Source organism: Rhodobacter sp. P2_H5 (assembly GCF_056403335.1).
The window spans coordinates 1-562 of sequence record NZ_JBFUFS010000144.1 but is presented as its reverse complement, the minus strand read 5'-3'; the positions used below and the strand labels follow the sequence as shown (position 1 = coordinate 562).

The following is a 562-nucleotide window of genomic DNA, read 5'->3' as shown; positions in this document are numbered from 1 at the left end:
ACACCGGCCTGGCCGATATCGCCGCGCGGCTGATGAACCTGCCCTTCTATCGGGCGCTGGCCTTCACCCTGACCTATTGCTTTATCGTCACCCCGCTGGCGATGGCGCTTGGCTTTGCCATAGCGCTTGCGGTGAACACGATGCCGAAGGTCCTGAAGGGCCCGGCGATCTTCGTGTCGATCCTGCCGATGATCATCACCCCCCTGATCGGCTCGCTGATCCTGTCATGGATGTTCAATCCGGCGGGGATATTCGGTGCCACGCTGCAATGGCTGACCGGCGACCCCACGCTGAGCCTGCGCGCCTCGCCGGTGCTGACCTGGATCGTCATTCTGACCTATGGCGTCTGGACCAACGGGCCGTTTTCCTTTGTGGTGTTTTACGCCGGCCTGCAAACCGTGCCGCAAGACACGCTGGAATCGGCGCGGATCGACGGTGCCACGCGCTGGCAATCCACCCGGTTCGTGATCATGCCGCATCTGATGCCGCTTGCGACCTTCGTGGCGCTGGTGCAGCTCATGGACAATTTCCGCGTCTTCGAACCCATCGTCGGCTTTTCGGC

The 562-nt window shown here is 62.3% G+C and carries 1 protein-coding gene; it reads left to right on the top strand.

The features are described 5' to 3' along the window. Positions 1-562: carbohydrate ABC transporter permease (locus AC1DVR_RS24005; protein WP_478003125.1), on the top strand; the 562-nt coding region annotated here is incomplete at both ends.